Below are 24,942 nucleotides of genomic sequence, written 5' to 3'. Positions count from 1 at the left end.
CTCACTAAAAGGGCCGTGCGGCGACGCGCCGCCAATGGCGTTCGATCCTGTCGCCGTCGATAACCAGTTCCATTTGCAGCCATACCTGCGAGTCCTTGTTCTTGCCAAAGCCGCGCGATGTGAGCAGGTACGCCCGCGCATCGGGGCGAGCCGGCAGACTCCATCCTTCGACCACGCATTGCGGCGCGCGCAGCGACCCGGGCCACTGCGCGACAGGGGTCGCGGCCGCGGCTTCGAAGGCAGCTTCGACTTTCCACTGCGGCGGTTCACGGGCGACTGGCGGCGATGCCAATGCGCCAATGCCCGTGCCCGCAACGGCGCTGCGGGCACATAAGCTCAATGCCGAATCCGCAGCGTGGAATGCCTGCAAGTAGTCGCGCACATTGACGGCGCTACGCGCGGCCGCGACCGATGCCTCGAACCAGGCCGCCGATGTCGCCAACAACATCGCCGAAATCAGCAGAACGATGGGCAGGACGGCGCCGCGGCAACGCGTGCGCGGTGCGCGGCGGCGTAGGCGCGAAGCACGACGCCTCTGGCCGCTCGGCGCCGCCCTCGGCGCCGCCCATTGCTGTCCGCAGCCGCGCAGCGCTTGACCGACGCAGCGGCACGCCGTTCTGCCTGGTGTGTAGGTCACGAAACAGCCTCCACGTGATTACGCAGCGCGATCCGCCGCCAGAATGCTTGCCGCGGACGCAAGTCGCTCGCGATGCCGCTGACGCCATCGCAGTCCAGATAGCGTGAGCGCTGCCCTTGTGGCGCGCCCCGCACGAGCACACAAAGATCGACCGCGACGACGCTGGCCCACTGGTCGGCCATCACCGCCGACGCGTCTATTGCATTGACCGCGCCGGCCAACCAGTACCTGATCCGCACGCGCTCGACGCCTTCGACCAGCGGCTGCGCGGAGCCTGTCTTGCCATTGCCTTCGCAATAAAGCTCCGGCTCGCCGGTCGAGCCGCTCACCTTGGCGTAGAAGCGATTGACCACCGGCACGCCGCGCTCGCCGAGCGCAGCGCTGCTGCTGGTCACGGCTTGCCCGAGACAGTCCGTTGTCTGTCCCGTCGATGACGGCCACGTCGACACGTTGTCGCCGACATATCGCACCGCGACGCCGTCTGATTTACCGGGCAATGTCTCGCACGTCAGACGGCTGTCATCCGTGCCGGCGGGGTGGCCGCCCGAACAGCCGAACAACGGCGCCGGAGCGCGATATTGCGCCGCGTCGGCCGGCACGAAGCCCGCCATCTGCAACTGCTGCCCGACAACGGTCAGCGCCGTCCAACCGGCCTCGCGGATCCGCAGCGCATTGTTCGCGTGCTCATGGGCTGCGCGCTGTGTCGTGTAAAGCGACACTACGCCAGCAGTCACTACGAGCCCCAGCGCAACGGCAATAACGAATTCGGCCAGCGTATGGCCGCGCGCACGATGCAAACGCGACATCATTTGACGAACGCCAGCGCGACACATGAGAAGCCCACGGGCGCGTTCACTCCGCCACAAGGCTCGGGCTTGTCGATCACGTCGTTCGCGCGCGGCAAGTTTTGCGAAGCCGCCCATCACTCGAGCCGCCGACACGCCACCGGTCGTGACGACCGACGCGTCGCCTCGCGGCAGCAGCGTTGCCGCTCGCGAGTTCCACGACGCGAGCGCGGCCTCGTTGCCCGACGTCGCGGACATCGCCTCAGCCACGGAATCGGCTATCCATGCGGCGTGTTCTCGCATCGACATTGCTCGGGCCTCACGCGCTGTCCACAATTGCCCGGCGATCACACCGAGCGCCGTGACCGCCAGCACCGCGACGGCCAGCATCACTTCGATCAACGAGTTGCCGCCGCACTCGCCGCTGCAACGCTGCTGCGATGGTGGTTGCGCCCAGGATAGTGTGATGAACGGCCTCATGACGCCGCCCCGCACGCCCCTGCGACGATCCGCGCCCGCCCACCCGCCGCAATCCGGATGCAGCGCCGCCACTTATCGCCCTGAGTCGCTTTCGATGGCGCACGCGGTGCAATGTCGAAACTGCGGAAGGTGCCGATCAATTGGCCCACGGGCGGCGTAAACGTCAGATTCGTCTGAGTACCCACGATGCTCACCGACGAAAGCGAGGAATGGGCGCGCAGCAGCGTAAGGGTGCCGGCTCGGTCCGCCAATACCGCCCAGCCGCAAGACCAGTCGGTCGAGCCAGTGCCGCACGGTTGCCCGGGGGCAAGACAGTGCCGCGCCGCATCCGTCCGGCATACGGTCACGCGAGCGCCGCGACGCAATGCCTCGCTGCGCGCATACGCGAGCGTCGACATGAGCGCCTTTGCGCGGGCGTCGACCTGATCCCGTACCTGCCACGCTACGAAGGATGGGGTCGCCGCCAACACGATCATCGCCAGCAGCGCGAGCACGACCAGCGTTTCGACAAGCGTAAATCCGCCGCACGGCGGCAAACCGATTGCATGCTGTTTCATCTGCATCCCTGAACATTTCAAAGAATGCGGCGAATCTAGCAATTCAAGGGTGGCTCAACAATCGGCCGGATGGCCAGGTGGCATTCAGGCGCTATTGCGCGCAAGAATTCACGCGACTAACCATGACGGAGCGGGAAATGCAGAGACGGGAAGCGACGCGGCAACACACGAGTAGCCGGACGCGACGCGAGGCGCGTGGACGCTCAGCGCTTGCGCGACGGCCTGGGAGGAGAGGAAGCGTGGCGGAACTCTTCGATCACGTCTTCAAATTCAGAGACGTCTTCAAAGCGCCGGTAAACAGAGGCGAAACGAACGTAGGCAATGGTGTCGAGCGCTCGCAACTCGTTCATTACGAGTTCGCCGAGGCGCTCGCTGCGCACCTCGCGCTCGCCGCTGCCAAGGAGTTGGTACTCGATCCGGGCGACGGCCGCGTCGATCGCGTCTGCTGCAACCGGACGCTTGCGCAGCGCCAGTTGCATGCTTGCGACAATCTTGCGGCGATCGAATTCGGTACGGCTGCCGTCTTTCTTGACGACCGACGGCAACGCCAGCTCGACCCGCTCATACGTCGTGAAACGTTTGTCGCAGGCCGGGCAGCGGCGGCGCCGGCGAATCGTCGCGCCGTCTTCGGAGACACGCGAGTCGACGACCTGCGTATCGGCGTGACGGCAGAAAGGGCAATGCATGGCGGCTTAGCGGTAGACCGGGAAACGCTGCGTCAACTCGGCGACCTGCCCGCGCACGCGTTCGATCGTGGCTGTGTCTTCCGGGTTGTCCAGCACGTCGGCGATCAGGTTACCCACCTGCTCCGCTTCCTTGATGCCGAAGCCGCGGGTGGTCATGGCCGGCGAGCCGAGACGGATACCGCTCGTCACAAACGGCTTTTCCGGGTCGTTCGGAATCGCGTTCTTGTTGACCGTGATGTGAGCGGCGCCCAGCGCGGCTTCCGCGGCCTTGCCGGTGATCTTCTTCGCGCGCAGGTCGACCAGCATCACGTGGCTTTCAGTACGGCCCGACACGATGCGCAGACCGCGCTTGACGAGCGTCTCCGCGAGCACGCGGGCATCTTCAACGACTTGTTGCTGATAAGCCTTGAATTCCGGCGACAGCGCTTCCTTGAACGCAACCGCCTTACCGGCGATCACGTGCATCAGCGGGCCGCCCTGAATGCCCGGGAAGATTGCCGAGTTGATCTGCTTCTCGAATTCGGCCTTCATCAGGATCACGCCGCCGCGCGGGCCGCGCAGGCTCTTGTGCGTGGTGGTGGTCACGAAGTCCGCGTGCGGCACCGGGTTCGGATAGACGCCGGCAGCGATGAGGCCGGCGTAGTGCGCCATGTCGACCATGAAGTACGCGCCGACCGACTTCGCGATTTTCGACAGACGTTCGAAGTCGATGCGCAGCGCGAATGCGGACGCACCGGCAACAATCAGCTTCGGCTTGTGTTCCTGGGCGAGCTTCTCGGCAGCGTCGTAGTCGATGTCTTCGGCTTCGTTCAGGCCGTAGCTCACCACGTTGAACCACTTGCCCGACATGTTGACGGGCGATCCGTGCGTCAGGTGGCCGCCGTGCGCGAGGCTCATGCCCATGATCGTGTCGCCCGGCTTGAGCATGGCGAAGAACACACCCTGGTTCGCCTGCGAGCCCGAGTTCGGCTGCACGTTGGCGGCCTCGGCGCCGAACAGTTGCTTCACGCGGTCGATCGCGAGCTGCTCCGCCACGTCCACATATTCGCACCCGCCATAGTAGCGCTTGCCCGGGTACCCTTCGGCGTACTTGTTCGTGAGTTGCGAGCCTTGCGCAGCCATCACAGCCGGGCTCGTGTAGTTTTCCGACGCGATCAGTTCGATATGCTCTTCCTGACGACGGTTTTCCTGCTCGATCACCTTCCAGAGTTCAGGGTCGACGTTGGCGATGGTGCTTTGGGCTCTGTCAAACATACGGATTCCGTTGAGTGTGTTCAGGTTGACCGGATCGTGCGCCGAATCTTGCGTAGAGGGTACGCGGCGCTGCTGGCGGCTGGGCCAGCCCTGACGTGGCGAAAGGAGAGTCGCCGCACACGCGAGGCAGGACAGCCACCGTCAGCGCAAATTAATGCGCGCGGATCACGGCTGCCCAGGCGAACGGCAAAACGGCACCCTGCGCTTCACGGTGGGTTTTTCCACCTTGAACCCGATTGGTTGGATCGGTTCTATCGCCAGTCACGCAGGGGTGAGCGCGTTAGTTTATTGGAAGAGGATCGAATAGGCAACCGGGTTTCCGCCGTCGCCCTGGGCGCCGGCACGAAGGCCACCGTAGGCGCGCAGCACAGCGCGGAGCCGTCCCGCGAAGACCCGCCAGGAAGCCTGTGCGCACGTCTTGCGACGCAATCCATCCGGCTCGTCTATCCTTGCCGCAGCGCCGCATTGGAAGTAGGCTTGTGGCCTTTCTCTTCTACCGACCAGGGAACTGTAATGATCGTGTTCGTCACCGGTGCGTCCGCAGGATTCGGCGCCGCCATCGCTCGTGCCTTCGTCAAGGGCGGCCATCGCGTCGTCGCCACGGCCCGCCGCAAAGACCGCCTGCAGGCGCTCGCCGACGAACTCGGCGACGCCCTCCTGCCTTACGAGCTGGACGTGCGGGACCGCGCGGCCGTGGAGGCGGTCCCGGCAGCCCTGCCCGCCGAATTCGCCGCCATCGACGTGCTCGTGAACAACGCCGGCCTCGCACTGGGCGTCGAGCCGGCGCAGAAGGCGAGCCTCGACGAATGGCAGACGATGATCGAAACGAACTGCACCGGCCTTGTCCAGGTCACGCACGCGCTATTGCCCGGCATGGTCGAGCGCAACCGCGGCCATATTTTCAACCTCGGCTCGGTCGCCGGCCGCTGGCCTTATGCCGGCGGCAATGTCTACGGCGCCACCAAGGCGTTCGTGCGCCAGTTCAGCCTGAACCTGCGCGCGGACCTGGCAGGCACCGCGCTTCGCGTGACCGACATTGAGCCTGGCCTGTGCGGCGGCACCGAATTTTCGAACGTGCGCTTTCGGGGCGACGACGAAAAGGCCGGCAAGGTCTACGAAAACGTCCAGCCGCTGACGGCCGAAGATATCGCCGATTCGATCTACTGGATCGCCACTCGCCCGGCACACGTCAACATCAATACGATCGAACTGATGCCAGTGGCGCAATCGTTCGCCGGTTTGACCATTCATCGCGGCTAAAAGGCCCGCCGGACGGCGCGCACATCTTGAAACAGACCTCGCAGTGTGCGATCCGGTAAAATGCGCCGCATGAATATGACGACCAGCCAGCCAGGCACGGAAATCGGCCATTCGTGGGGCATCCGCGTGTACTACGAGGATACCGACGCCGGCGGCATCGTGTTTTACGCGAATTACCTGAAGTTCTTTGAACGGGCGCGCACCGAATGGCTGCGCGCGTGCGGCATCGACCAGAATCGGCTCGCCGATGAAACGGGCGCGATCTTCATCGTCCGCAGCACCGCAGTCGACTATCGGGCGCCCGCGCGTCTCGACGACGTCGTCAAAGTGGTAAGCCGGATCGAGCGGCTCGGCAGAGCGTCCGTGGACTTCGCGCAGGAAGCGTGGCGCGGGGGCACGCTGCTTGCTACCGGCTCGATCCGGGTCGGCTGCGTCGAGCGCACAGCGCTGCGCCCCGCCGCAATTCCGCCGCAGGTCCTGGCAGCTTTGCGGCGTGGACCATGCGTGCGCGACGGCGGCGTGTCAACGAACGCATGCTGACTCCCGTTGGTACGGGGCCAGTGAACTCGCATCGACCAAGCAGCACAAAAGCATGGTTCGGCTTGCAGTACCGCCGATGCTTCCGTTTTGCTCACGGCAAGCTTCGTGTGGCCTTGCAAAGCCGGACGCCCCTTTCGGGACGATAAAACGAACCTTTATGAACACTACACAAGATCTGTCGATCGTTTCTCTCGTACTCAACGCGAGCCTGCTGGCGCAGGCCGTCATGGCGCTCCTGCTGTTGCTGTCACTGCTCTCGTGGACTTTCATCTTCCGCAAGTGGTTTGCGATCCGCCGCGCCCGCGCGCAGACTGAGCGTTTCGAACGCGATTTCTGGTCGGGCGGCGACCTGCAGGCGCTGTATCAGAGCGCTGCCAATAACCGTCACACCATCGGCGCGCTTGAACGCATTTTCGAGTCAGGCATGCGTGAATTCCTCAAGGGCAAGGAAAAACGCCTGAACGACCCGGGTGCGATTCTCGACGGCGCGCGCCGTGCAATGCGTGCGGCGTTCCAGCGTGAAATGGACGTGCTCGAAGCGAACCTCGCGTTTCTCGCGTCGGTCGGTTCGGTCAGCCCGTATATCGGTTTGTTCGGCACGGTGTGGGGGATCATGAATGCGTTCCGCGGACTTGCCAACGTACAGCAGGCCACGCTTGCGAACGTGGCGCCGGGCATCGCCGAAGCGCTGACCGCAACCGCGATCGGCCTGTTCGCCGCGATTCCAGCCGTGGTCGCATACAACCGCTACGCGCACGACATCGACCGTCTGGCGATCCGCTTCGAGACCTTCATCGAAGAGTTCTCGAACATCTTGCAGCGCCAGGCGCACTAAGGAGTCCACGATGGCAGGCTCTCGCTCCTCCAGCATGCGCGGCGGCCGCTCGCGCCGCGCGATGTCCGACATCAACGTCGTGCCGTATATCGACGTGATGCTCGTGCTGCTCGTCATCTTCATGGTGACCGCGCCGCTAGTCGCGCCGTCCATCGTCAATCTGCCGACCGTCGGCGGCGCAGCGCCGCAACAGCAAACGCCGCCTGTGATCGTCAACATTCGCGCGGACGGCAACATGAGCGTCAAATACAAGGACGACTCCGGCGCGCAGCAGCAGGAGGACATGACGAAAGCGGGCCTCAACGGTTTCATCGCCGACCGCGCGCAGTCGCATCCCGATCAGCCTGTCGTGATCGCCGCCGACAAGACCGTGAAGTATGAAGCCGTGATGAACGTGATGTCCGAGCTGAAGGCACGGGGCGTCAAACGCGTTGGATTGCTCGTCAAATCGCAATGATCCGTAAGAACACCGACTATCCGCTCCAGCCACCGCGTGAACGCGGCACCGGGCGAGCCTTTGCGTTCGCGCTGGTGATGCATGCGCTGCTCGGGTTCTTCCTGTATCACGGCATTCAGTGGCAGAACAGCACGCCTGAAGGCGCCGAAGCGGAACTGTGGACAGAGGTGCCCGACAGCGCGATCCCGCGCGTGGCGCCGCCGCCGCCCGCGCCCGTCGTCCCTGCTCCGCCGGTGGCGGACGAACAGGCCGAGATCGCGCTGCAAGAAAAGAAACGCAAGCAACAGGAAGCGGCTCGTCAGGCGCAACTCGCAGAACAGCAACGTCAGGAGAAGCTGCAGGCTCAGCAGGAAGCCGACGCGAAGCGTCAGCAGCAGTTGGCCGAACAGGCGGCGCAACTGGCTGCCCAGAAGGCGGCCGCCGCGAAGCAGAAGCAACAACAGCAGCAGGCGGAAAAGCTCAAGCAACAGCAGTTGGCCGAGCAGCAAAAGCAGCAGCAGTTGAAGGAACAGCAGCAGGAGCAGCAAAAGCAGGCTGAGGCCGAAGCGCAGAAAAAGGCGGACGCGCAAAAGGCAGCGAAGGCGAAGGCACAAGCCGCACAAGCCGAGGCAGCGGCGCAAGCGAAGAAGGTCGACGCCGAACGCCGTGCGCGCCTCGCACAGATGCAAGGCATGGCCGGGCCTCCGGGCTCGACTGGCAATGGCCTTGGCAAGAGCGGCACAGGCAGCGGCTCGGGTGGCAATGCGGCATCGCCGGGTTACGCCGACAAGGTGCGTCGCGTGGTGCGGCCGAACATCTCGTGGGGTGGTGAGACGGAGGGCCTCGAGACTGTGATCGCCGTTCGTTGTTCACCAACGGGCACCCTGTTGAGCGCGACGATCGCTCACAGCAGCGGCAATTCCGCGTGGGACGACGCGGCGTTGCGAGCCGTTCAGCGTTCGGACCCAATGCCTCAGGACATCGACGGCAAGACGCCCGCGAGCTTCAGAATTACGTTGCGACCGGCAGGTTGATGAAAGCCTGACAGTAACTTGACAGCAGACCCAGCGCCCCGCCCGGCGCGGCGCGCTCGGGAACGAATTAGTTGTTTTCCGGTCTGTCTGCTGTCGCGAAGCTTTAGTAAAACCGTTTTTTGGGGAATCCATACAGCATGAGTTTGATGACCAAGCTAGGCCTGCGGACACTTGTAGCGTCGTGCCTGATCGCCGTCGGCGGCGCCGCGAACGCACAACTCAACGTCCTCGTGACGGGCGTCGGGTCCACCCAGTTCCCGATCGCAACGGCGAACTTCGCCAATGAAGCGAACTCGCCGCAACAGGTCAGCACCATCGTGCGTCAGGACCTGCAACGCAGCGGCAAATTCACCAATATCGACGCAGGCTCGGCGCCGGTTCCCGAAACGGCCTCGGTCGACCTCGGTAGCTGGAAGGCCAAAGGCGCGAATGCGTTCGTCGCCGGCAGCGTGAACCGCCTGCCGAACGGCCAGTACGAAGTGCGCTTCAAGCTATACGACACGGTCAAGGGCGAAAGCCTCGGCGGCCTCGTGCTGGTTAGCCCCGAAAGCGGCCTGCGTATGAGCGCGCACAAGGTGGCCGACTACATTTACGCCAAACTGATGGGCGGCCGCGGCGTGTTCGCAACGCGGCTGTCGTATGTCATCAAGACAGGCAACCGTTATCAGTTGCAAATCTCGGATTCGGACGGCCAGGACGCGCACATCGCGCTGTCGAGCCCCGAGCCGATCATCTCGCCGGCGTGGTCGCCTGATGGCACCAAGGTGGCTTACGTATCGTTCGAGAAGAAGAAGCCGATCGTCTATATCCACGATCTGCCCACGGGGCGCCGCATTGTCGTTTCGGACCAGAAAGGCAATAACAGCGCGCCGGCATGGTCGCCGGACGGACGCACGCTCGCCGTGGCGCTCTCGCGCACCGGCAACACGCAAATCTTCGCCGTGAATGCGGACGGCACCGGCATGCGCCGTCTCACGCAAGGCAGCTCGATCGACACGGAGCCGACCTTCTCGCCAGACGGCCAGACGATCTATTTCACGAGCGATCGCGGAGGCCAACCGCAGATCTACAAGATGTCGGCGCAGGATGAAAGCGCCGGCGCGGCACAACGGGTCACGTTTACCGGCAGCTACAACACCAGTCCGCGCGTGAGCCCGGACGGCAAGCAACTCGCGTATATTTCGCGCGTCGGCGGAGGCTTCAAGCTGTATATCCAGGACCTGCAAGGCGGAACCGCCACGGGCCTGACGGACACGACACATGACGAATCGCCGAGCTTCGCGGCGAACGGTCAGTACATTCTTTACGCCACTCAGGTGAACGGCCGTGGCGTATTGGCTGCGGTTTCGACCGACGGTCGCACCCGGCAGGTCCTGTCAGTGCAGGGCGGCAGCGTACGTGAGCCGTCCTGGGGCCCTTTCATGCAATAACGTTGATGCAATAACACAAGGAGAGTAAAAAATGATGTCTAAACTTCGCTTCGCATTCGCAGCCCTCATGGTCGGTGCACTGGCCGCATGTCATTCGGGCGTCAAGCTCGACGAAAACGCAAACAAGGGCGGTGCCGTCTCGACGCAACCGAACCCGAACGATGTCGCGCAAGTGAACGTCGACCCGCTGAACGATCCGAACAGCCCGCTCGCGAAGCGCAGCATTTACTTCGATTTCGACAGCTATTCGGTGAAGGACGACTATCAGTCGCTGCTGCAGCAACACTCGCAGTATCTGAAGAGCCATCCGCAACGCCACGTGCTGATTCAGGGCAACACCGACGAGCGCGGCACGAGCGAGTACAACCTGGCACTCGGCCAGAAGCGTGCTGAAGCGGTGCGTCGTTCGCTGTCGCTGATGGGCGTGACCGACTCGCAAATGGAAGCCGTGAGCCTCGGCAAGGAAAAGCCGCAAGCTACCGGTCATGACGAATCGTCGTGGGCACAGAACCGCCGCGCCGATCTCGTGTACCAACAGTAAGTAACAGGTGATGAGCCGTATGACGCATCGTTTCTCCTGGCTGCGATTTGCCGCAGCGGCCTGCGTAGCGGGCACGGTCTTCACGGCTGTGCCGGCGCACGCCGGTATCTTCGACGACGATCAGGCCCGTCAGGCCATTCTCGATCTTCGGGCGAAGACTGACAGCCTGTCGAGCCAGTTGTCGGCAGCGCAGCGCACGATCCTCGATCAGTCCAACCGTCTCGACCAGATGAATCAACAGGTCGCGACGCTGCGCGGGCAGAACGAGGACATGGCCAATCAGCTCGCCACGCTGCAAAAACAGCAAAAGGACTACTACACCGATCTGGACACGCGCCTGAAGAAATTCGAGCCGCAGCAACAAACGGTGGATGGCGTTCAGGGCGAGGTCCAGCCGGGCGAAACGGAATCGTTCAATGCGGCTTCACAGCAGTTCCGCAACGGCGACTTCAAGAATGCGGCGGCGTCGTTCCGCAGCTTCATCTCCAAGTTTCCGAACAGCCCCTATCAGCCGACCGCGCAGTACTGGCTCGGCAACGCGCTGTATGCGCTGCGCGATTACAAGGGCTCGACGGCGACCTGGCAGGGTGTGGTGAAGAACTATCCGCAGCATCCGCGCGCGCCCGAGGCATTGATGGCAATCGCGAACAATCAGCTCGAGCAAGGTCAGAAGGCCGCGGCCAAGAAGACGCTCGAGCAGATCGTCGCGCAATACGGCGGCTCCGAGGTCGCGCAGTCGGCGCAAAGCAAGCTGTCGCAGATCAAGTAGTCGTAGTACTGTCGGGTAGTTGGCAGTAACGCGCAGTGCCCGTGAAGGCCAAAAAGACGGTCACGCGCGCCTCTCGCTGAGAAGCCCGGGTCTTCATGCCCCGGGCTTTTCACTATCTGGACTGCACTAACCGTCAACATCGGATTGCTCGGAACGGGTTGACAGTCCTCCGGGGCTATCGCTATAATTTCGCTTCTCTTTTGGGTCGTTAGCTCAGCTGGTAGAGCAGCGGACTTTTAATCCGTTGGTCACAGGTTCGAATCCCGTACGGCCTACCAAAAGATTCGAGGGCTTACACGCGTCAGCGTCGTAAGCCCTTTTCTTTTGTGCCGCAGTTTCTTTGCGGCGCTCTTCATCTCCAGTCTCTTGGCAACAATCTCGTCGTCAGGCAGAAGCGCAAACCACAAAGCGAAAGTCCAAAGCGAAACAGCCTAAAGACTCGCCGAGATTTCTCGTAACGCCTCCGATTTTTCTCACGCAAGACCTCGCACATTCCGACAACACTACGGACTGCGAACGTGAGCATTTATTGAGACATAAAGACGTGCAATGATCGCCGCCGTCTGCCGATCCGCTGACAACCGACGGACGCAGACGTTCTCGCAACACCGCAACCTGCGGCGCTTTCATTCCATCGATATGACCAATTTTCTGTTCGATCTCGCCTCGAATCTTGCGTTGCTGGCGATCGTGCTTGTCGCGTGCAATGGGTGTAATCGCCTGGTACCCGGCGCCGCGCTAGACGGCTCTCGCGTGTTTTCGGCGCTCGCGCTCGCCGCCGTGCTGCTCGACGCAGCCCTCACTTTCCTTGTTTTCGCCGACGCCCGCACACGCTACGGCCAGTTCAGCACGCCGTCGGCGTTTTTTGTACGCGGCGCCGCATACGCGCTCGCAATCGTCGCGGCATTTGCTTGGCGCAGCTTCGGTCGCGCGAACCGACCCGCCAAGTCAACGTTGGGCAAGACGCTGGCTATTCCGACCTCGCCCTACTCCGACTCCCATCTGCCGATGTAAAACGCGTCCCGCGGGCGTGAGGCGCCGCGGGAACGGTCCTTGCGGACCTTCGCGCCTTCACCTATAACTCCCCAAGACCAGGTGTTATCGGGTCGAGTTTGCGCCCATACGGGCGCGTCCCGCAGTATCGCGTCACGTTGTGAATCAGCCAGACGAAGTTCACCGATTGGGGAACATCTTGGATTTCGAAACCGTACGCGTTTTCATGATGACCCGGGGCATCGACCTAGGTGTCAAGGTGCTCGGTGCGATCGTCTTGTGGATCGTCGGCCGCTGGGTCATTGGACTCATTACCCGCTTGCTGCGTGCCGTGCTAATGCGCAACAGCCGCGTCGACCCCACGCTCGCGCATTACCTCGGTTCAATTCTCGGCGCGCTATTGAACCTGCTTCTGATCCTCGCGATCTTGCAGGTATTCGGCGTGCAGACCACTTCATTCGCGGCGCTTCTCGCCGGCCTCGGGCTCGCGATCGGCACGGCGTGGGGCGGACTGCTCGCGCACTTCGCGGCCGGCATCTTCATGCAGGTGTTGCGGCCGTTCAAGGTCGGCGACTTCGTGACCGCGGGCGGCGTCACCGGCACCGTCTCTGAACTCGGTCTGTTCGGCACGACCATCGTCACGCCGGATAACGTGACGACGATCATCGGCAACAACAAGATCTTCGCCGACACGATTTCCAATTACAGCGTGCTGCGAGTGCGGCGGGTCGAGCTGACAGCGAAGATCGCGAACGGCGTGGACGCGACGGACGCGATGAACCGGCTGAAGGCCGCCATCGCGGAAATACCGAACGTCGCGGAAAGCCCCCCACCCGATGTCGAAGTGCTGAGCTTCACGCCCGAAGGACCGCTGCTTTGCGTGCGACCCTACGCACACAATGAGCATTACTGGCAGGTGTACTTCGACACTAACCGCGCGATCATTCAGACATTCCGCGAGGCCGGCTACCCGACGCCGGAAACCCCGCTCGCGCCGCGTGCGGTGACGTGAGCGCGCATGCAGGCGAGTGGCCGCGCACGTGAAAAAAAACGGCGTCGCGATTTACGCGACGCCGTTTGTCCATTCGACAACTTCAGCGGGCTGATTGCGCGAACCCGCGTTAGCTGGGCTTCGACGCACTCTTGCGCATCATCTTCCAGAGCGCGCCGAGCACGACCGGCACGATCGCGGCGCCAATCCCGACCAGCACGATCACATTCAGATATTGGCGGATAAACGGAATATTGCCGAAGAAATAGCCCAGCAGGACAAGCAGCAATACCCACAACAGCGCGCCGGCCACATTGAACAGCTGAAACCGGCTAACCGTCATTTCCGAAGCACCCGCGACGAACGGCGCAAACGTGCGCACAACCGGAATGAAGCGTGCGAGCACGATGGTCTTGCCGCCATGCTTCTCGTAGAAGTCGTGCGTTTTCTGCAGCGCGCGCCGGTCGAGAAAACGCTCGAGCAATGGGATACGCGAATTGAAAACCTTCGGCCCAATAGCTCGCCCGACCATATAGTTGACGGTGTTGCCCGTAGTCGCCGCGACGAACAGCAGCAGGATCAGCAGACCGAGATTCATCTGCCCAGACGCGCAGAATGCCCCGCCGATAAACAGCAACGAATCGCCCGGCAGAAACGGCAGAATCACGAGCCCTGTTTCGGAGAACACGATCAGGAACAGCACCGCATAAACCCAGGCGCCGTACACGTGGATGAATTCTCCCAGGAACTTGTCGATGTGCAGCACAAGATTGGCTAGATGTAGCAGCGTGTCCAAAAAGCGTCCTTTATGAGGCAAGAGTGAACGTGGCGGGAAGGTCGGCAGCAGACCAGCGGGATAGCAGTGAGCGCTTGCTCGCCGCCCCAATTGACCGAGTCATGATACAGAAAGTGCCCGGGCGAACTTCGAAAATCTCCGGCACGTTTCCGCCATTTCAGGACCGCCGCGCCGAATCGCTATAATTTCGCCATGTCCGAATTTTCCGAAACGCCTGTCGACGCCACGGCCGCTGCCGCCACGCCGGCTCTGCGCCCGCTGCGGGCAATCCTGCCGCTGCCCGATCAGCTCATTAGCCAGATTGCCGCCGGCGAAGTGGTCGAGCGGCCCGCATCGGTCGTGAAGGAGCTGCTGGAAAACGCGCTCGACGCCGGCGCGCAGACGCTGCGCATCATGCTGGACGAAGGCGGCGTCAAACGTATTTCGATCACCGACGACGGCTGCGGCATTCCCGAGAACGAACTTGCGCTCGCGTTGATGCGCCACGCGACCAGCAAGATCCGCTCGCTCGCTGAGCTCGAGGCAGTCGCGACACTCGGGTTTCGCGGCGAGGCGCTCGCCTCGATCGCGTCGGTCGCGCAGATGATCATTACGAGCCGCACGGCCGATGCGCCGCATGCAGTGCGCGTCGATGCACAAACCGGCGTGCTGAGCCCGGCTGCGGGCACGCAAGGCACCACCATCGAAGTGCGCGAGCTGTACTTCAATACCCCCGCGCGCCGCAAATTCCTGAAAAGCGAACAGACCGAACTCGGCCATTGTCTCGAACAGATTCGCCGTGCCGCGCTGGCGCGACCGGACGTCGCCATTTCGGTCCTGCACAACGGCAAGGCCGTCGAACATTGGAACGCCAGCGAACCGCCCGCGCGAGTCGCGAAGATACTGGGCGAAACTTTCGCGACGGCTCACCTGCCGCTCGACGAATCCGCCGGCCCGCTCGCCGTCTACGGTTGCGCGGGTTTGCCGACCGCAAGCCGCGGCCGCTCCGATCAGCAGTACTTCTTCGTCAATGGCCGTTTCGTGCGAGACAAGCTGCTCACGCACGCGGTGCGCGCCGCTTATGAAGACGTGCTGCATGGCGACCGTTACCCGTCGTATGTGCTGTTTCTCGATCTGCCGCCCGAAGCGGTCGACGTGAACGTGCATCCGTCGAAGATCGAAGTGCGGTTCCGCGATTCGCGCTCGATTCATCAGTTCGTTTTCCACGCGGTCCAGCGTGCGCTGGCGCGCCATGCGGGCGCGTCGCCGGAGACGACCGGAGGCGGGCACGCGGCGCATCTGCAAGCGTCGGCGGACGGAGCGGTTTCGTTCGGGGCGTCGCCGGGCGGTGTCGGCGGTGCGGGGTTCGGCGCTTCCGGTGCGGGCAGCTTTGTCGGCGGCTTTGGCTCGAGCGGCACGCCAGGATCGACGGGCGGCGGTTTCAACGCGCCCCAAGCCGGCAATACGTGGATGCGCCAGTCCCGCATGACGCAGGGCACGCTGCCGGTCGCGCAACCGCTCGCATTCTATGACGCGTTGTTCGGCCGCAAGGACACCAGCGCCGGAACTCCGCAAGGCGCGACGCTTTTCGAAGCGCGCGACTCCGCCGCCGAAGGCCCGTCGCCCTATAATGCGTCGGCGCCCTACGCGCCGCCCGCGTTCAACTCCGCCGACGACCAGCCGCTCGGCTTCGCGCTCGGCCAGATTCACGGCATCTATGTGCTTGCGCAGAACGCGCATGGACTCGTGATCGTCGATATGCACGCCGCGCACGAGCGCATCCTTTACGAGCAGTTCAAGAACGCGCTCGCCGACCGCACGGTTGCCGTGCAGCCGTTGCTGATTCCACAGACGATGCAAGCCGATCCCGTCGAAATCGGCACAGTGGAAGAAGAGCGCGATACGCTCGACGCACTCGGCTTCGACCTGGCCGTGCTGTCGCCGACCACCCTCGCCATCCGCGCGGTGCCGGCGCTGCTGAAAGACGCCGACCTTCAGGCATTGGCGCGCGCGGTGCTGTCCGACTTGCATGCTTACGGCGGCTCACGTGTCTTGACCGAGCGTCAGCACGAACTGCTCGGCACGCTCGCCTGTCATCACGCGGTGCGCGCGAACCGGCGTCTCACACTGGACGAAATGAATGCGCTGCTGCGTCAGATGGAAGCGACCGAGCGCGCCGATCAGTGCAACCACGGGCGTCCCACGTGGTATCAGTTGACGCTCTCCGATCTCGACCGCCTGTTCATGCGCGGACAGTGACGGTGTGCTTTTTCAGGCTCGATGGCCGAGCGCCGGCACGCTCATGACCGCAAGCACCGTAACGCCCATTCCGTGCCTGCTCGGCCCCACTGCGTCGGGCAAGACGGCCGCTGCATTGGCCTTGGCCGCGCGGCGGCCGGTCGAAATCATCAGCGTCGATTCGGCGCTCGTTTACCGCGAGATGGACATCGGCACCGCAAAGCCTACCGCCGACGAGCGTGCGGTAGCGCCGCATCATCTGATCGACATTGTCGATCCCGCGGACGCCTATTCCGCCGCTGAATTTCGCGCCGACGCACTCCGGCTGACCGCAGAGATCACTGCGCGCGGCCGGCTGCCGCTGCTGGTCGGTGGAACGATGTTGTACTACAAGGCGCTCACGCAAGGGCTCAACGACTTGCCCGCCGCCGACGCGAATGTACGCGCGAACCTCGACGCCGACGCCGCGCGCGATGGCTGGCCCGCGCTGCACGCGCGCCTCGCTGCCGTCGATCCGGCGACTGCCGCGCGCCTTGCGCCCAACGATTCGCAGCGAATCCAGCGCGCGCTCGAAGTGTTCATGCTGACGGGTCAAGCGATGTCCGCACTGCTGGCCGCGCCCGCTCGCATCGACGACGCCGCGGCGCGGTGGCGCTTCGCACCGATCGCACTGGAGCCTTCGGACCGAAGCGTCCTGCACGCGCGCATCGAGCAGCGTTTCGATGCCATGCTGGCGAGCGGCTTTGTCGATGAAGTGGTGAAGCTGCGCGAACGCCGAGATTTATCGCCCGAGATGCCGTCGATGCGTTGCGTCGGCTACCGGCAGGTCTGGGAATATCTCGATGGAACCGTCGACTACCCGACCATGCGCGACAAAGGCGTGTTTGCGACGCGGCAATTGTGCAAACGGCAACTCACATGGCTGCGCAGCATGAACGAGCGGGTGGTAGTGGACTGTTGCGACCCAAACGCGAGCGCGCGGGTGCTGGATCTGATCGAAGCGCTGGTTTCGCAACCTGTTTGATGCGCTTCTTCGAAGCGTTTTGAAGCACTTTGACGTGCTGCTTTCAGCAAACCAGACGGGAAGCGTACTGCCGGACTGCAAAACCTCGGAAGCCTTGAAACTGTGAGTCAGCGCGGCGTTTGCTATTCATGCCGCGCTGACTGCCAACCTTTACACCACTACCGTCTGTGCTTCACCGCCTGCGCTCTCGCGAATCGCGCCGATCTTCCAGACCTGTTCGCCGGCTGCGGACAACAGACCGATTGCAGCGTCCGCATCAGCAGCCGAGACGACCACCGCCATCCCGATACCGCAGTTGAATACGCGATGCATTTCCGCATCCGCCACGCCGCCGTGCTTTTGCAGCCACGAGAAGAGCGGCGGCAGCGGCCAGCCGCGATGATCCAGCTCGGCCGTCAGGCCTTGCCGCAGAACGCGCGGAATATTCTCGACCAACCCGCCGCCGGTGATGTGCGCCATGCCCTTCACGGCGATTTGCTGCATCAGCGAGAGCAGCGGCTTCACGTAGATATGCGTGGGCGCCATCAATGCGTCGGCGAGCGAACGGCCGTCGAAATCCGCATTGAGATCGGGCTGCGCGCGCTCGATGATCTTGCGCACCAGCGAAAAACCGTTCGAATGAATGCCGCTCGAAGCGAGGCCCAGCACGACGTCGCCAGGAGCGATGGTGCTGCCGTCGACAATCTTGCTCTTTTCCACCGCGCCGACTGCGAAGCCCGCGAGATCGTATTCGCCGTCCGGATACATGCCCGGCATTTCAGCCGTCTCGCCGCCGATCAATGCGCAGCCTGCCAGTTCGCAGCCGTACGCGATACCCTTGACGACCGTTGCCGCCGTGTTCACGTCCAGCTTGCCGCACGCAAAGTAGTCGAGGAAAAAGAGCGGCTCGGCGCCTTGCACCAGAATGTCGTTCACGCTCATGGCGACCAGATCCTGGCCGACGGTGTCGTGCTTGTTCAACTCGAACGCGAGGCGCAGCTTCGTGCCCACGCCGTCCGTGCCCGATACCAGCACCGGCTCCTTGTACTTCTTCGGCACTTCGAACAGCGCGCCGAATCCGCCAATGCCGCCCAGCACGCCGTCGCGCATCGTCTTTTTGGCAAAGGGCTTGATCGCGTCGACAAGGGCGTCGCCCGCGTCGATGTCCACGCCGGCGTCGCGATACGACAGACCTTGGGCCGAACCGGTTGAATTCGGGGCGGATTTCGGTTGATTCATGGGGGATAGCTCGAAGGTCGGTAAAATGCGATTTTACCCGATGCCGATCCAGAGTTGGCGCTTCAGCGCTTACTCAGGTCCCATACGGAGTTGCCGGCCGGCTGGCTGGCTGGAATTTGAATCATGCGTTCCGGTGACACCAGGGAAACAACTTTGCAACAGAACTCCTCGATACTGACTCCGGTCCAACGTCGCGCTTTCATCTGGATAGCCATCGCGCTCGGCGTCGGCATTCTGCTGTGGCTGCTGAGCCCCGTCCTCACGCCGTTTCTGCTCGGCGCGATTCTCGCGTACATTCTGCAGCCGGGCGTCGCATGGATGGTGCGCCGGCGTGTGCCGCGCGCGCTCGCCGCCTTGCTGATGATGCTGCTTTTCACGCTGCTCGTGACAATGCTCGCGCTGCTGGTATTCGCCGTCATCCAGAAGGAAGGCCCGCAGCTGCGTCAGCAGGTGCCGCAATTGTTCGCCCACGTGAATGCGTGGCTGCAACCCAAGCTCGCCATGCTCGGCCTCGCCGATTCGCTGGATTTTGCAAGCGTGCGCGATCTGGTGATGGGCCAACTCGAAGGCAGTGCGCAGACGGTCGCGCGTTATGCGTGGACTTCGATCGTGACGAGCGGCAACGTCATGATGACGGTCATCGGCAATCTCGTCTTGGTGCCGCTCGTGCTGTTCTACCTGCTGTACGACTGGAACCGCATGCTGCTGCGCGTACAGAGCGTGGTGCCGCGCCGCTGGCTCGACAAGACGCTGCAACTCGCGCGCGACATGGATCAGATGCTGTCGCAATATCTGCGCGGCCAGTTGCTCGTGATGGGCGTGCTCGCGGTGTTCTACGCGGCGGCGCTCAGCATCGCCCGCTTCGAGATCGCGCTGCCGGTGGGCATTTTCACCGGGCTCGCGGTGTTCATCCCGTACATTGGCTTTGCGACCGGTCTCGCGCTGGCGCTTCTCGCGGCGTTGCTGCAGTTCGGCAACTGGTACGGCTTCGGTGCGGTGGCTGTGATTTACGGCGTCGGTCAGATCGTGGAGAGCTTTTTCCTGACGCCGCGCCTCGTCGGCGAGCGGATCGGCCTGCACCCGCTCGCGGTCATTTTCGCGCTGCTCGCATTTGGGCAACTGTTCGGCTTTTTCGGCGTGCTGCTTGCGTTGCCCGTGAGTGCGATTTTGACCGTGGCGGCGCGCGAATTGCGGCAAAGCTATCTGGAAAGCACCCTGTACAACAATTGACTTTCTGCTCCAGTGACCCGGCTCGCCAGGACCATCGGCAGCCTCAGCCCTACTTTCGGCATTAACCTACTGTGCTTCGTCAACTGACGCTCGATCTCGGCACTCCGCCGCCATCGACATTCGACAATTTTTTCGCCGGCGCAAACGCCGAGCTGGTTACGCGGCTGCGCGAGCTCGACAACGAGCTTGCTGCCGGGCCTGTCGCCGATCGCACCTTCTACATCTGGGGCGAGGCGGGCAGCGGTCGCACACACTTGTTGCAAGCGCTCGTGCACGAAGCGCCGCCGGGCCACGCGCGCTTCGCGGGTCCGCAAAGCAGCCTCGCCGCGTTCAGTTTCGATCCGCGCGTGGCGCTCTATGCGATCGACGATTGCGACGGCCTGTCGGCCGCGCAGCAGATCGCCGTGTTCAATCTCTTCAACGAAGTGCGCGCGCATCCGACGAGCGCGCTCGTCGCCACCGGCAATGCGGCGCCGATCGGCATGACGGTGCGCGAGGACCTGCGCACGCGGCTCGGCTGGGGTCTCGTGTTCCACCTCGCGCCGCTGCCCGACGAAGGCAAGGCGGCGGTGCTCAAGCACGCGGCTCGCGAGCGCGGCATCATGCTCGCCGACGACGTGCCGGCCTATCTGCTCACGCATTTTCGCCGCGACATGCCAAGCCTGATGGCGCTTCTCGATGCGCTCGACCGATTTTCGCTCGAACAGAAGCGCGCGGTCACGCTGCCGCTTTTGCGCACGATGCTGGCTTCGCCCGGCGCGGACGGGCCCGCCGCGTCGTCCGCTGCTTCAAGTAAAATAGATCCCCATGGCTAATCTCGCACTCTTCGACCTCGATCACACGCTCATTCCCACCGACAGCGACCACGAATGGGGCCGCTTCATGGTGAAACACGGCATGGTCGACGGCGAAAATTTCGCTCGTGAAAACGACCGTTTCTATGCCGACTACAAAGCCGGCAAGCTGGACATTCACGCCTATCTGATCGCCATGCTCACGCCGCTCGCGAAATACACGCGTGCGCAACTCGCGGACTTTCACGCGCAGTACATGCACCAGGTGATCACACCGGCGATCCCCCCGGCGGCGGTCGAACTGGTCAAGCGGCACCGCGAAGCCGGCGACCTCTGCTGCGTGGTCACCGCGACCAATGAATTCATCACCCGGCCCATCGCGAGCGCGTTCGGCGTCGACACGCTGATCGCCTGCGAAGCCGAAACCGTCGACGGCCAGCCGCATTCGGCCTACACCGGCCGCCCCACCGGCACGCCGAGCTACAAGGAAGGCAAGATCGTGCGCACCGAGGCATGGCTTGCGTCGCTCGGCAAGAGCTGGAGCGACTTCGAGCGCAGCTACTTCTACAGCGATTCGCACAACGACATTCCGCTGCTCGAAAAGGTCACCGATCCGATCGCAACGAATCCCGACGACACATTGCGCGCCCATGCGCAGGCCAAAGGCTGGCGCATCCTCGAACTCTTTCAACCCACGTGATCAAAAAACTCATCCGTAAGCTATTCGGCCAGGACACAGCGTCCGCCGACGACACCGTGCCGGCTGAAGCCGACTCAGACGAACCCGGCAGCGCACCGGCACGCAATGCAGCAGGCGCCGCGGGAACCGGCCGCGCGCGCCGCAAGCCGGCCCGCAATGGCGTGCCCGCAAAGACAGTGCGCGACCCGGACGTGCCGGTCATCATTCCGCACGACGTACACGGCATCGACCCCACGCTGATCTCGCGCAGCGCGATTCGCGTGACCGAAGGCCTGCAACAGGCCGGGCACCGCGCGTTCATCGTCGGCGGTGCGGTGCGCGACCTGCTGCTCGGCATCAAGCCGAAAGACTTCGACGTGGCGACCGACGCCACGCCCGAACAGGTGCAGAAGCTGTTCCGCCGCGCGCGCATCATTGGCCGCAGGTTTCAGATCGTGCACGTGCAGTTCGGCCAGGAAATCATCGAAACCTCCACGTTCCGCGCGCTGGTCGATCCGCCCGCCGCTGACGCCGCGCCGCCGCGGCGCCTGAAGCGCGACGAGCTCGACCGCCGCACGCACGCGGTGGACGCAAGCGGCCGCGTGCTGCGCGACAACGTGTGGGGCGAGCAGCACGAAGACGCCACGCGCCGCGACTTCACGATCAATGCGATGTACTACGATCCGGCCACCGAAACAGTGCTGGATTATCACAACGGCATGGCGGACGTGCGCGCTCGCCTGCTGCGCATGATCGGCGATCCGGCCACGCGTTATCGCGAAGATCCTGTGCGCATGCTGCGCGTGGTGCGTTTTGCGGCGAAGCTCGACTTCGAGATCGAAGACGCGACTCGCGCGCCGATCGCCGAAATGGCCGACCTGATCAACAACGTGCCGGCCGCGCGTCTGTTCGACGAGATGCTGAAGCTCATGCTGTCCGGCCACGCGCTCGCCTGCTTGAAGCGCCTGCGCCAGGAAGGCCTGCATCATGGTTTGCTGCCCTTGCTCGACGTCGTGCTCGAGCAGCCCACCGGCGAAAAATTCATCACGCTCGCGCTCACCAACACCGACGCACGCGTGCGCGCTGGCAAGCCGGTGTCACCAGGCTTCCTGTTCGCCACGCTGCTCTGGCACGACGTGCAGCAGCGCTGGCAGAAATTTGAAGCGAACGGTGAGTATCCGGTGCCGGCGCTGCATCGCGCGATGGACGAAGTCCTCGACATGCAGACGGAAAAACTCGCTATTCACAAGCGTTTTTCGTCCGATATGCGCGAGATCTGGGGCTTGCAGCTGCGCCTCGAAAAACGCTCGGGAAGAAGCGCGCTGAAGCTGCTGGAACACCAAAGATTTAGAGCGGGGCATGATTTCCTCCTGTTGCGCTGCGAATCGGGCGAACTCGATGAGTCGGTCGGAGCGTGGTGGACGGAGTTCATCGAAGGAGATATCGCGGCGCGTGAAACATTGCTAACGCAAGGCGGGAAGGACCGAAGCCCCAGAAAACGACGGAGGCGCAGCAGTGGCGCGAGAAACCGCAAACCGGGCGACGGAATGGAGGGCGGCACGCCAGCCGAACGCACAGACGCCGAAGCGGGCCATGAAGGCCCGCACGAAGACTGACGCAGCGTTCGCTGAAGCCGTCGAACGATAGTTGCAGGAAGTTATGCCATGACGGTTGCTTATCTCGGCCTCGGCGCGAATCTCGGGGACGCGCGCCAGACCCTGAAAGACGCGGTGGTGTGCCTCGCACAACAGCACGCCATCACTGTGCTCGCCAAGTCGAGCCTGTATCGCACGGCCCCGATCGACGCGGGCGGTGACGACTATTTCAACTGTGTCGTGAAGATCGACACGACGCTCCCCGTGCGGCATCTGCTTGCGCTGTGCCACAAGATCGAGCATCAGTTCGGCCGGGAGCGGCCCTTTCGCAATGCACCGCGAACGCTCGATCTCGACATCCTGCTTTTCGGCGACCAATCGATCGACGAAGCCGACCTGATCGTTCCGCATCCCCGCCTCGTCGAGCGTGCTTTCGCGCTGGTGCCGCTCGTCGAAATCGACGCTGCGCTGATCATTCCGCGACATGGCCGCGCCGACGCGCTGCTCGACGGCGTGCGCGATCAGCGCATCGAGAAAGTGAAAGGACCCTGCCAGTGCCCGATGCTGAACGCACTCGCCGCGGGCAAGGGCCGCTGCGAATGAATTCCACACCGCTTACCGTAACCGCGCCGCAATTGCGGCCTCCATTCGGCTATCTGGCGATCGAAGGACCTATTGGCGTCGGCAAGACATCGCTCGCGCGGCGTCTTGCGCAACGCTGGTCGATGCAGGAACTGTTCGAGAGGCCGCAGGACAATCCCTTCCTCGAACGTTTTTATCGCGACACCGCGCGTTATGCGTTGCCCGCGCAATTGCACTTCGCGTTGCAACGCGCGCAGCAGGCGCAGGAAGTGAACGCGGCGCAAGTGGCGGGCACGCCGCTCGTAGCGGACTTCATGACGCAGAAGAACGACATCTTCGCGCGCCTCACGCTGCAGGAAGACGAGTGGCATCTGTACCGCGCGCTCGCCGCACGGCTGGAAGTGAGCGCGCCGGCACCGGACTTCGTCGTGTATCTGCAAGCCAGTCCCGAAGTGCTCTTCTCGCGCATTCAGAAGCGCGCGGTGCCGATGGAGTTGCAGATTTCCGATGCGTATCTGCACGCGCTTTGCGACGCCTACAACGAATTCTTCTATCACTACGACCGCACGCCGGTGCTGACGGTTAACGCCGAACACCTGAATCCGCTCGACTCCGACGCGGACCTTGCGCTGCTCGCCGAACGCATCGAAACCATGCGCGGACGCAAGGAATTCTTTGTCAAGGGCACGTCGCTCTGAGCGGCGCGCGCCTTTCTCTTCAACGGATCGACCCATGACCTATTTGCAGGAGACGAGCCGGAGCGCCGTCACCGTGCCGAAACTGCAGGCAATGCGCGATGCTGGCGAGAAAATCGCCATGCTCACCTGTTACGACGCGAGCTTCGCCGCGCTGCTGGATCGCGCGGGTGTCGACGTCATGCTGATCGGCGACTCGCTCGGCAATGTCTTGCAAGGACAGACCACCACACTGCCGGTTTCGCTCGCCGACATCGCGTATCACACGGCGAGCGTGGCGCGCGCGCGACCGTCTGCACTGATCGTCGCGGACTTGCCGTTTGGCACGTATGGCACGCCGGAAGAAGCGTATAGAAGCTCGGTGGAATTGATGCGCGCCGGCGCGCAGATGGTGAAGCTCGAAGGCGGTGAATGGCTCACGGACACTGTCCGTTTCCTGGTTGACCGCTCGATTCCGGTTTGTGCGCATGTCGGGCTAACGCCGCAATCGGTGCATGCTTTTGGCGGCTTCAAGGTGCAAGGCAAGACCGAGGAAGGCGCGAACCAGTTGCTGCGCGACTCGCTCGCGATGCAAACGGCCGGCGCACAGCTCATTGTGATGGAAGCAATTCCGACGCTGCTCGCGAGCGAAGTCACGAAGCAGTTGCGGATTCCGACGATCGGCATCGGCGCGGGCCTCGACTGCTCGGGTCAAGTGCTGGTATTGCACGACATGCTGGGGATCTTTCCCGGCAAGCGGCCGCGCTTCGTGAAGGACTTCATGGTCGGGCAGCCGAGTATTCTTGCCGCCGTGGAAGCGTATGTGCAAGCGGTGAAGAACGGGACCTTTCCTGGGCCTGAGCACTCGTTTTGAGGCTGCTTTTGCGCGGGTGATGTTGGGGTGG

26 protein-coding genes, 1 tRNA gene, 1 pseudogene and 1 riboswitch are annotated in these 24,942 nt (G+C 63.2%); of the genes and pseudogenes, 20 read left to right on the top strand and 8 right to left on the bottom strand.

Features of this window, described 5'->3' with window-relative positions; genetic code table 11:
• Positions 1–4: 4 nt before the first annotated feature.
• The 6 genes and pseudogenes from RW095_RS37785 to glyA form a co-directional block, all read right to left on the bottom strand.
• On the bottom strand, positions 5–637 hold the full coding sequence (locus RW095_RS37785; protein WP_394365173.1) for a pilus assembly PilX family protein: 633 nt from the start codon (positions 635–637) through the stop codon (positions 5–7).
• The gene (locus RW095_RS37780; RefSeq protein ID WP_394365230.1) at positions 634–1,443 is read right to left on the bottom strand and encodes a PilW family protein; all 810 of its coding nucleotides are present in this window, start codon (positions 1,441–1,443) and stop codon (positions 634–636) included. The genes RW095_RS37785 and RW095_RS37780 overlap by 4 nt, the downstream gene beginning before the upstream one ends.
• Positions 1,443–1,812 (bottom strand): annotated as a pseudogene (locus tag RW095_RS37775) (hypothetical protein). The gene RW095_RS37780 and the pseudogene RW095_RS37775 overlap by 1 nt, the downstream one beginning before the upstream one ends.
• A gap of 86 nt (positions 1,813–1,898) precedes the next feature.
• Positions 1,899–2,459, bottom strand: coding sequence for a GspH/FimT family pseudopilin (locus RW095_RS37770; RefSeq protein ID WP_317020776.1), 561 nt, complete (start codon positions 2,457–2,459; stop codon positions 1,899–1,901).
• Positions 2,460–2,662: 203 nt separating this feature from the next.
• Entirely contained in the window at positions 2,663–3,145 is a 483-nt protein-coding gene (gene nrdR / locus RW095_RS37765; RefSeq protein ID WP_317020775.1) for a transcriptional regulator NrdR, read from the bottom strand.
• Positions 3,146–3,151: 6 nt separating this feature from the next.
• On the bottom strand, positions 3,152–4,399 hold the full coding sequence (gene glyA / locus RW095_RS37760) for a serine hydroxymethyltransferase (protein ID WP_317020774.1): 1,248 nt from the start codon (positions 4,397–4,399) through the stop codon (positions 3,152–3,154).
• A 166-nt stretch (positions 4,400–4,565) separates the two neighbouring features.
• Positions 4,566–4,674: riboswitch (ZMP/ZTP riboswitch) on the bottom strand.
• Positions 4,675–4,912: 238 nt separating this feature from the next.
• Here glyA and ydfG point away from each other — a divergent pair.
• The 11 genes from ydfG to RW095_RS37705 all read left to right on the top strand — a co-directional run bounded on the left by ydfG (position 4,913) and on the right by RW095_RS37705 (position 13,249).
• Entirely contained in the window at positions 4,913–5,659 is a 747-nt protein-coding gene (ydfG, locus tag RW095_RS37755; protein WP_317020773.1) for a bifunctional NADP-dependent 3-hydroxy acid dehydrogenase/3-hydroxypropionate dehydrogenase YdfG, read from the top strand.
• A gap of 60 nt (positions 5,660–5,719) precedes the next feature.
• On the top strand, positions 5,720–6,199 hold the full coding sequence (ybgC, locus tag RW095_RS37750) for a tol-pal system-associated acyl-CoA thioesterase (RefSeq protein WP_317020772.1): 480 nt from the start codon (positions 5,720–5,722) through the stop codon (positions 6,197–6,199).
• Between the two features lie 157 nt (positions 6,200–6,356).
• Positions 6,357–7,034 carry a protein TolQ gene (tolQ, locus tag RW095_RS37745; protein WP_006047860.1) on the top strand — a complete coding sequence of 226 codons (678 nt, stop codon included), beginning with the start codon at positions 6,357–6,359 and terminating at the stop codon, positions 7,032–7,034.
• 10 nt (positions 7,035–7,044) lie between these two features.
• Complete coding sequence (gene tolR, locus RW095_RS37740) at positions 7,045–7,491, top strand: protein TolR (RefSeq protein ID WP_025601528.1); 447 nt, start codon at positions 7,045–7,047, stop codon at positions 7,489–7,491.
• Positions 7,488–8,504 carry a cell envelope integrity protein TolA gene (gene tolA / locus RW095_RS37735; protein WP_317020771.1) on the top strand — a complete coding sequence of 339 codons (1,017 nt, stop codon included), beginning with the start codon at positions 7,488–7,490 and terminating at the stop codon, positions 8,502–8,504. The genes tolR and tolA overlap by 4 nt, the downstream gene beginning before the upstream one ends.
• A gap of 137 nt (positions 8,505–8,641) precedes the next feature.
• On the top strand, positions 8,642–9,934 hold the full coding sequence (gene tolB, locus RW095_RS37730) for a Tol-Pal system beta propeller repeat protein TolB (RefSeq protein WP_317020770.1): 1,293 nt from the start codon (positions 8,642–8,644) through the stop codon (positions 9,932–9,934).
• A gap of 31 nt (positions 9,935–9,965) precedes the next feature.
• Complete coding sequence (gene pal / locus RW095_RS37725; protein WP_317020768.1) at positions 9,966–10,475, top strand: peptidoglycan-associated lipoprotein Pal; 510 nt, start codon at positions 9,966–9,968, stop codon at positions 10,473–10,475.
• A gap of 19 nt (positions 10,476–10,494) precedes the next feature.
• Positions 10,495–11,244: a tol-pal system protein YbgF gene (gene ybgF / locus RW095_RS37720; protein WP_317020767.1), complete on the top strand. Its 750-nt coding sequence runs from the start codon at positions 10,495–10,497 to the stop codon at positions 11,242–11,244.
• A 202-nt stretch (positions 11,245–11,446) separates the two neighbouring features.
• Positions 11,447–11,522, top strand: a tRNA-Lys gene (locus RW095_RS37715).
• A gap of 361 nt (positions 11,523–11,883) precedes the next feature.
• Entirely contained in the window at positions 11,884–12,258 is a 375-nt protein-coding gene (locus RW095_RS37710) for a hypothetical protein (RefSeq protein WP_317022802.1), read from the top strand.
• A gap of 178 nt (positions 12,259–12,436) precedes the next feature.
• Complete coding sequence (locus RW095_RS37705; protein ID WP_317020765.1) at positions 12,437–13,249, top strand: mechanosensitive ion channel family protein; 813 nt, start codon at positions 12,437–12,439, stop codon at positions 13,247–13,249.
• A 109-nt stretch (positions 13,250–13,358) separates the two neighbouring features.
• Here RW095_RS37705 and RW095_RS37700 read toward each other — a convergent pair whose 3' ends face one another.
• The gene (locus tag RW095_RS37700) at positions 13,359–14,024 is read right to left on the bottom strand and encodes a VTT domain-containing protein (protein WP_317020764.1); all 666 of its coding nucleotides are present in this window, start codon (positions 14,022–14,024) and stop codon (positions 13,359–13,361) included.
• A 192-nt stretch (positions 14,025–14,216) separates the two neighbouring features.
• On the opposite strand from RW095_RS37700, the gene mutL reads away from it, so the two are divergent.
• Together mutL and miaA are read left to right on the top strand one after the other, a co-directional pair.
• Positions 14,217–16,262, top strand: coding sequence for a DNA mismatch repair endonuclease MutL (mutL, locus tag RW095_RS37695; protein WP_317020763.1), 2,046 nt, complete (start codon positions 14,217–14,219; stop codon positions 16,260–16,262).
• Positions 16,263–16,305: 43 nt separating this feature from the next.
• A complete protein-coding gene (gene miaA, locus RW095_RS37690) occupies positions 16,306–17,265 on the top strand; it encodes a tRNA (adenosine(37)-N6)-dimethylallyltransferase MiaA (protein WP_317020762.1) in 960 nt (319 codons plus the stop codon).
• A gap of 150 nt (positions 17,266–17,415) precedes the next feature.
• On the opposite strand, the gene purM is transcribed toward miaA, so the two are convergent.
• Positions 17,416–18,483 carry a phosphoribosylformylglycinamidine cyclo-ligase gene (gene purM / locus RW095_RS37685; protein ID WP_317020761.1) on the bottom strand — a complete coding sequence of 356 codons (1,068 nt, stop codon included), beginning with the start codon at positions 18,481–18,483 and terminating at the stop codon, positions 17,416–17,418.
• 153 nt (positions 18,484–18,636) lie between these two features.
• On the opposite strand from purM, the gene RW095_RS37680 reads away from it, so the two are divergent.
• The 7 genes from RW095_RS37680 to panB all read left to right on the top strand — a co-directional run bounded on the left by RW095_RS37680 (position 18,637) and on the right by panB (position 24,911).
• Entirely contained in the window at positions 18,637–19,713 is a 1,077-nt protein-coding gene (locus RW095_RS37680; protein WP_317020760.1) for an AI-2E family transporter, read from the top strand.
• A gap of 71 nt (positions 19,714–19,784) precedes the next feature.
• On the top strand, positions 19,785–20,528 hold the full coding sequence (hda, locus tag RW095_RS37675) for a DnaA regulatory inactivator Hda (protein ID WP_317020759.1): 744 nt from the start codon (positions 19,785–19,787) through the stop codon (positions 20,526–20,528).
• Positions 20,521–21,207, top strand: coding sequence for a histidinol-phosphatase (locus tag RW095_RS37670; protein ID WP_317020758.1), 687 nt, complete (start codon positions 20,521–20,523; stop codon positions 21,205–21,207). Before hda ends, RW095_RS37670 begins: the two co-directional genes overlap by 8 nt.
• The gene (pcnB, locus tag RW095_RS37665) at positions 21,204–22,802 is read left to right on the top strand and encodes a polynucleotide adenylyltransferase PcnB (RefSeq protein WP_317020757.1); all 1,599 of its coding nucleotides are present in this window, start codon (positions 21,204–21,206) and stop codon (positions 22,800–22,802) included. Before RW095_RS37670 ends, pcnB begins: the two co-directional genes overlap by 4 nt.
• Before the next feature lie 48 nt (positions 22,803–22,850).
• Positions 22,851–23,384, top strand: coding sequence for a 2-amino-4-hydroxy-6-hydroxymethyldihydropteridine diphosphokinase (folK, locus tag RW095_RS37660; RefSeq protein WP_317020756.1), 534 nt, complete (start codon positions 22,851–22,853; stop codon positions 23,382–23,384).
• Complete coding sequence (locus RW095_RS37655) at positions 23,381–24,061, top strand: deoxynucleoside kinase (protein WP_020069714.1); 681 nt, start codon at positions 23,381–23,383, stop codon at positions 24,059–24,061. Before folK ends, RW095_RS37655 begins: the two co-directional genes overlap by 4 nt.
• 34 nt (positions 24,062–24,095) lie before the next feature.
• On the top strand, positions 24,096–24,911 hold the full coding sequence (gene panB, locus RW095_RS37650) for a 3-methyl-2-oxobutanoate hydroxymethyltransferase (protein WP_128591085.1): 816 nt from the start codon (positions 24,096–24,098) through the stop codon (positions 24,909–24,911).
• Positions 24,912–24,942 lie beyond the last annotated feature (31 nt).

The sequence above is a fragment of the Paraburkholderia kirstenboschensis genome (assembly GCF_032806925.1).
GTDB classification, from domain to species: domain Bacteria; phylum Pseudomonadota; class Gammaproteobacteria; order Burkholderiales; family Burkholderiaceae; genus Paraburkholderia; species Paraburkholderia kirstenboschensis.
Note: the sequence above shows the minus strand (reverse complement) of the source record. Positions and strands in the feature narration are given on the sequence as shown.

Coding starts and splice junctions, on each gene's coding strand:
- folK (WP_317020756.1), top strand. CDS start 22,851: ATGACGGTTGCTTATCTCGGCCTCGGCGCGAATCTCGGGGACGCGCGC.
- ybgF (WP_317020767.1), top strand. CDS start 10,495: ATGACGCATCGTTTCTCCTGGCTGCGATTTGCCGCAGCGGCCTGCGTA.
- RW095_RS37770 (WP_317020776.1), bottom strand. CDS start 2,459: ATGAAACAGCATGCAATCGGTTTGCCGCCGTGCGGCGGATTTACGCTT.
- ybgC (WP_317020772.1), top strand. CDS start 5,720: ATGCGCCGCATGAATATGACGACCAGCCAGCCAGGCACGGAAATCGGC.
- purM (WP_317020761.1), bottom strand. CDS start 18,483: ATGAATCAACCGAAATCCGCCCCGAATTCAACCGGTTCGGCCCAAGGT.
- tolA (WP_317020771.1), top strand. CDS start 7,488: ATGATCCGTAAGAACACCGACTATCCGCTCCAGCCACCGCGTGAACGC.
- ydfG (WP_317020773.1), top strand. CDS start 4,913: ATGATCGTGTTCGTCACCGGTGCGTCCGCAGGATTCGGCGCCGCCATC.
- RW095_RS37670 (WP_317020758.1), top strand. CDS start 20,521: ATGGCTAATCTCGCACTCTTCGACCTCGATCACACGCTCATTCCCACC.
- mutL (WP_317020763.1), top strand. CDS start 14,217: ATGTCCGAATTTTCCGAAACGCCTGTCGACGCCACGGCCGCTGCCGCC.
- RW095_RS37655 (WP_020069714.1), top strand. CDS start 23,381: ATGAATTCCACACCGCTTACCGTAACCGCGCCGCAATTGCGGCCTCCA.
- nrdR (WP_317020775.1), bottom strand. CDS start 3,145: ATGCATTGCCCTTTCTGCCGTCACGCCGATACGCAGGTCGTCGACTCG.
- miaA (WP_317020762.1), top strand. CDS start 16,306: ATGACCGCAAGCACCGTAACGCCCATTCCGTGCCTGCTCGGCCCCACT.
- pal (WP_317020768.1), top strand. CDS start 9,966: ATGATGTCTAAACTTCGCTTCGCATTCGCAGCCCTCATGGTCGGTGCA.
- RW095_RS37710 (WP_317022802.1), top strand. CDS start 11,884: ATGACCAATTTTCTGTTCGATCTCGCCTCGAATCTTGCGTTGCTGGCG.
- tolR (WP_025601528.1), top strand. CDS start 7,045: ATGGCAGGCTCTCGCTCCTCCAGCATGCGCGGCGGCCGCTCGCGCCGC.
- panB (WP_128591085.1), top strand. CDS start 24,096: ATGACCTATTTGCAGGAGACGAGCCGGAGCGCCGTCACCGTGCCGAAA.
- tolB (WP_317020770.1), top strand. CDS start 8,642: ATGAGTTTGATGACCAAGCTAGGCCTGCGGACACTTGTAGCGTCGTGC.
- glyA (WP_317020774.1), bottom strand. CDS start 4,399: ATGTTTGACAGAGCCCAAAGCACCATCGCCAACGTCGACCCTGAACTC.
- RW095_RS37780 (WP_394365230.1), bottom strand. CDS start 1,443: ATGTCGCGTTTGCATCGTGCGCGCGGCCATACGCTGGCCGAATTCGTT.
- tolQ (WP_006047860.1), top strand. CDS start 6,357: ATGAACACTACACAAGATCTGTCGATCGTTTCTCTCGTACTCAACGCG.